Below are 3,532 nucleotides of genomic sequence, written 5' to 3'. Positions count from 1 at the left end.
GAGCTGCTGCAACTGCTGGAAAGTGGCAAAGAGGCGCTATTCCAACTGCGGCTGGTAGAAGTTATGCGCTTAAGCGACTATCTCAAACAGCTGCGTGATGCGCCGTTTAACAAGCATACCCTGAGCGACGATCGCTACGAAACCGTTGCAAAAGCGCTGGGCCTTGAAAGTACGGATGGGCTGGAGGGTTGGTTCTGGCCCGATACCTGGATGTATACCGCCAATACCACGGATGTTGCCTTGCTTAAGCGCGCACATCAGAAAATGGTGAAGGCGGTTGAGCGCGTCTGGGAAGGGCGTGCGGAAGGACTGCCGTATAAAGATCAAAACCAACTGGTGACGATGGCCTCGATTATTGAAAAAGAGACGGCCGTTGCCAGCGAGCGCGATCAGGTCGCCTCTGTCTTTATTAACCGCCTGCGGATCGGGATGCGTCTCCAGACCGATCCAACGGTGATTTACGGAATGGGGGAGCGTTATAATGGCAAGATCTCGCGCGCGGACCTGGAAACGCCAACGGCCTATAATACCTACACGATAACAGGACTCCCGCCAGGACCGATTGCGATGCCGGGTGAAGCCTCGCTAAAAGCGGCGGCGCATCCGGCCAAAACGCCGTATCTCTATTTTGTGGCCGATGGTAAAGGCGGTCATACTTTTAATACTAATCTTGCCAGCCATAACCGGTCAGTGCAGGACTATCTGAAAGTGCTTAAGGAAAAAAATGCGCAGTAAGTATATCGTCATCGAGGGGCTGGAAGGCGCCGGAAAAACGACTGCAAAGAATGTTGTGGTTGAGACGCTTGAACAACTCGGCATTCGCGAGATGGTTTTTACCCGCGAGCCGGGCGGTACACAGCTGGCAGAAAAACTGCGTAGCCTGGTACTGGACATTCGTTCGGTCGGTGACGAAACCATTACCGTAAAAGCCGAAGTGCTGATGTTCTATGCCGCGCGAGTGCAGTTGGTTGAAACGGTTATTAAACCTGCGCTCGCAGAAGGTAAATGGGTGATTGGTGACCGTCATGATCTGTCCACGCAGGCGTATCAGGGCGGTGGTCGCGGGGTCGATCAGCAGATGCTGGCGACGCTGCGTGATGCGGTACTGGGGGATTTCCGCCCGGATTTAACCCTGTACCTCGACGTCACGCCAGAGGTGGGCCTGAAGCGCGCTCGCGCCCGTGGCGAACTGGACCGCATCGAACAGGAATCGTTTGATTTCTTTAATCGTACTCGCGCTCGTTACCTCGAGCTTGCCGCTCAGGATGCCAGTATCCGCACGATTGATGCGACGCAGCCGCTGGATACGGTGATGAGCGATATCCGTACCACCATCACCGAGTGGGTGAAGGAGCAGGGAGAATGAAATGGTATCCATGGTTACGACCTGACTTCGAGAAGCTGGTAGCCAGCTATCAGGCGGGAAGGGGTCACCATGCGTTACTGATTCAGGCCCTACCGGGGATGGGCGACGATGCATTGATCTATGCGTTGAGCCGCTACCTGCTTTGTCAGCAACCGGATGGACATAAAAGCTGTGGCCACTGCCGTGGTTGCCAGTTGATGCAGGCAGGAACGCATCCGGACTACTATTCACTGTTCCCGGAAAAAGGGAAAAGTTCGCTGGGCATTGATGCTGTGCGTGAAGTGAGTGAAAAACTGTATGAGCGTGCGCGACTGGGCGGAGCCAAAGTGGTCTGGATCCCGGATGCGGCGCTGATGACTGATGCCGCCGCCAATGCGCTGCTCAAAACGCTGGAAGAACCGCCCGCGCAAACCTGGTTCTTTCTCGCCAGCCGTGAACCCGCGAGGTTACTGGCAACGCTGCGCAGCCGGTGTCGTTTACATCATCTCGCGCCGCCGAGTGAATCATTCGCGGTATCGTGGCTTGCACGAGAAGTGACAGCGTCACAAGATGCGTTATTGACTGCGCTGCGCCTGAGTGCCGGTTCTCCGGGGGCGGCGCTGACGCTCCTGGGGTCCGAAAGCTGGTCCCAACGTGACGCGTTGTGTCAGGCGCTGGCGAGCAGCATTCCTGCTGGTGACTGGTACTCATTATTGACGGTGCTTAACCATGAACAGGCGCCTGTCAGACTGCACTGGCTGGCGACGTTAATGATGGATGCGCTTAAACGTCAGCACGGGGCCAGTGTGATGACCAACGCGGATGCCGGGCAACTGATCGCCACGATTGCCGGTCAGCTTTCTCAGACGCGTATTCAGGCAATCCTCAATGCCATCTGCCACTGCCGCGAACAACTGCTTAACGTGACCGGAATAAACCGTGAACTGGTGTTAACCGATCTTCTTCTGCAAATCGAGCATTACCTGCAACCAGGCACTGTGTTGCCTGTTCCCCACCTGTAAGAGAGACATTATGTTTTTAGTCGACTCGCACTGCCATCTCGATGGCCTGGATTATCAATCTCTGCATAAGGATGTGGATGACGTGCTGGCGAAAGCCGCTGCGCGCGATGTGAAATTCTGTCTGGCGGTGGCGACAACGCTGCCAGGGTACCGCGGAATGCGGGAACTGGTCGGCCAGCGTGATAACGTCGTTTTCTCGTGCGGCGTACATCCACTCAATCAGGACGAACCGTATGACGTGGAAGAACTGCGTCATCTGGCGGCTGATGACGACGTGGTGGCGATGGGTGAGACGGGACTGGACTACTTTTATACCCCCGAAACAAAAGTGCGCCAGCAGGCGTCGTTCATTCATCATATCCAGATCGGCCGTGAACTGAACAAACCGGTGATCGTCCACACGCGCGATGCCCGCGCCGATACGCTGGCGATTCTTCGTCATGAAAACGTGACGGATTGTGGCGGCGTACTACACTGTTTTACAGAAGACAGAGAAACGGCGGGTAAACTCCTGGATTTGGGTTTTTATATCTCCTTTTCCGGCATTGTGACCTTCCGTAATGCTGAACAATTACGTGACGCTGCGCGATATGTGCCGTTGGATCGACTGCTGGTGGAGACGGATTCCCCGTATCTCGCGCCGGTACCGCATCGGGGTAAAGAGAATCAGCCAGCGATGGTCCGCGACGTGGCGGAATACATGGCCGTATTGAAAGGTGTGGCGGTTGAAGAATTGGCGCAGATCACCACCGATAACTTTGCCCGCCTGTTCCATATCAACGCTTCCCGCCTGCAGTCAGCCTCGTCGTTGAGTTTTTTTAAAGCTCGTAATTAATAACTAAAGCGAGTAAAGTTCACCGCCACAAAGTGGGCGGTGAATGAGCGAACTGACACATTCTGATACCTTTTTTGTCAAAATGTGCAACTTAACGCGCTGTCCTGGGTTGAAACGTGATAGCCGTCAAACTATATTTCGCCGATTTATTTTACTCTGTGTAATAAATAAAGGGCACTTAGATGCCCTGTCCACGGCGGGGTTCTCCCCCCTCGCCAATGCGTGTGAACGTAGAAAGCACAAATACTCAGGAGCACTCTCAATTATGTTTAAGAATGCATTTGCTAACCTGCAAAAGGTCGGTAAATCGCTGATGCTGCCGGTATCCGT

General features: G+C 54.4%; 4 protein-coding genes and 1 pseudogene. All 5 read left to right on the top strand.

The features are described 5' to 3' along the window. A partial coding sequence (mltG, locus tag AB7E14_RS21775) for an endolytic transglycosylase MltG (RefSeq protein WP_428169948.1) occupies window positions 1-735 on the top strand: 735 nt, incomplete at its 5' end. Further along, complete coding sequence (gene tmk / locus AB7E14_RS21770) at window positions 725-1,366, top strand: dTMP kinase (RefSeq protein WP_043000980.1); 642 nt, start codon at window positions 725-727, stop codon at window positions 1,364-1,366. The genes mltG and tmk, both read left to right, overlap by 11 nt. Beyond that, entirely contained in the window at window positions 1,363-2,367 is a 1,005-nt protein-coding gene (gene holB, locus AB7E14_RS21765) for a DNA polymerase III subunit delta' (RefSeq protein WP_316962218.1), read from the top strand. The genes tmk and holB overlap by 4 nt, the downstream gene beginning before the upstream one ends. A gap of 10 nt (window positions 2,368-2,377) precedes the next feature. Further along, window positions 2,378-3,202, top strand: coding sequence for a metal-dependent hydrolase (locus AB7E14_RS21760; protein WP_043000978.1), 825 nt, complete (start codon window positions 2,378-2,380; stop codon window positions 3,200-3,202). Between the two features lie 43 nt (window positions 3,203-3,245). Further along, window positions 3,246-3,532: pseudogene (locus tag AB7E14_RS21755) on the top strand (hypothetical protein); the annotation flags it as partial.

Origin of the sequence: Citrobacter sp., from assembly GCF_050252275.1 — a bacterium.
Taxonomy (GTDB): Bacteria; Pseudomonadota; Gammaproteobacteria; order Enterobacterales; family Enterobacteriaceae; genus Citrobacter_A; species Citrobacter_A amalonaticus.
Note: the sequence above shows the minus strand (reverse complement) of the source record. Positions and strands in the feature narration are given on the sequence as shown.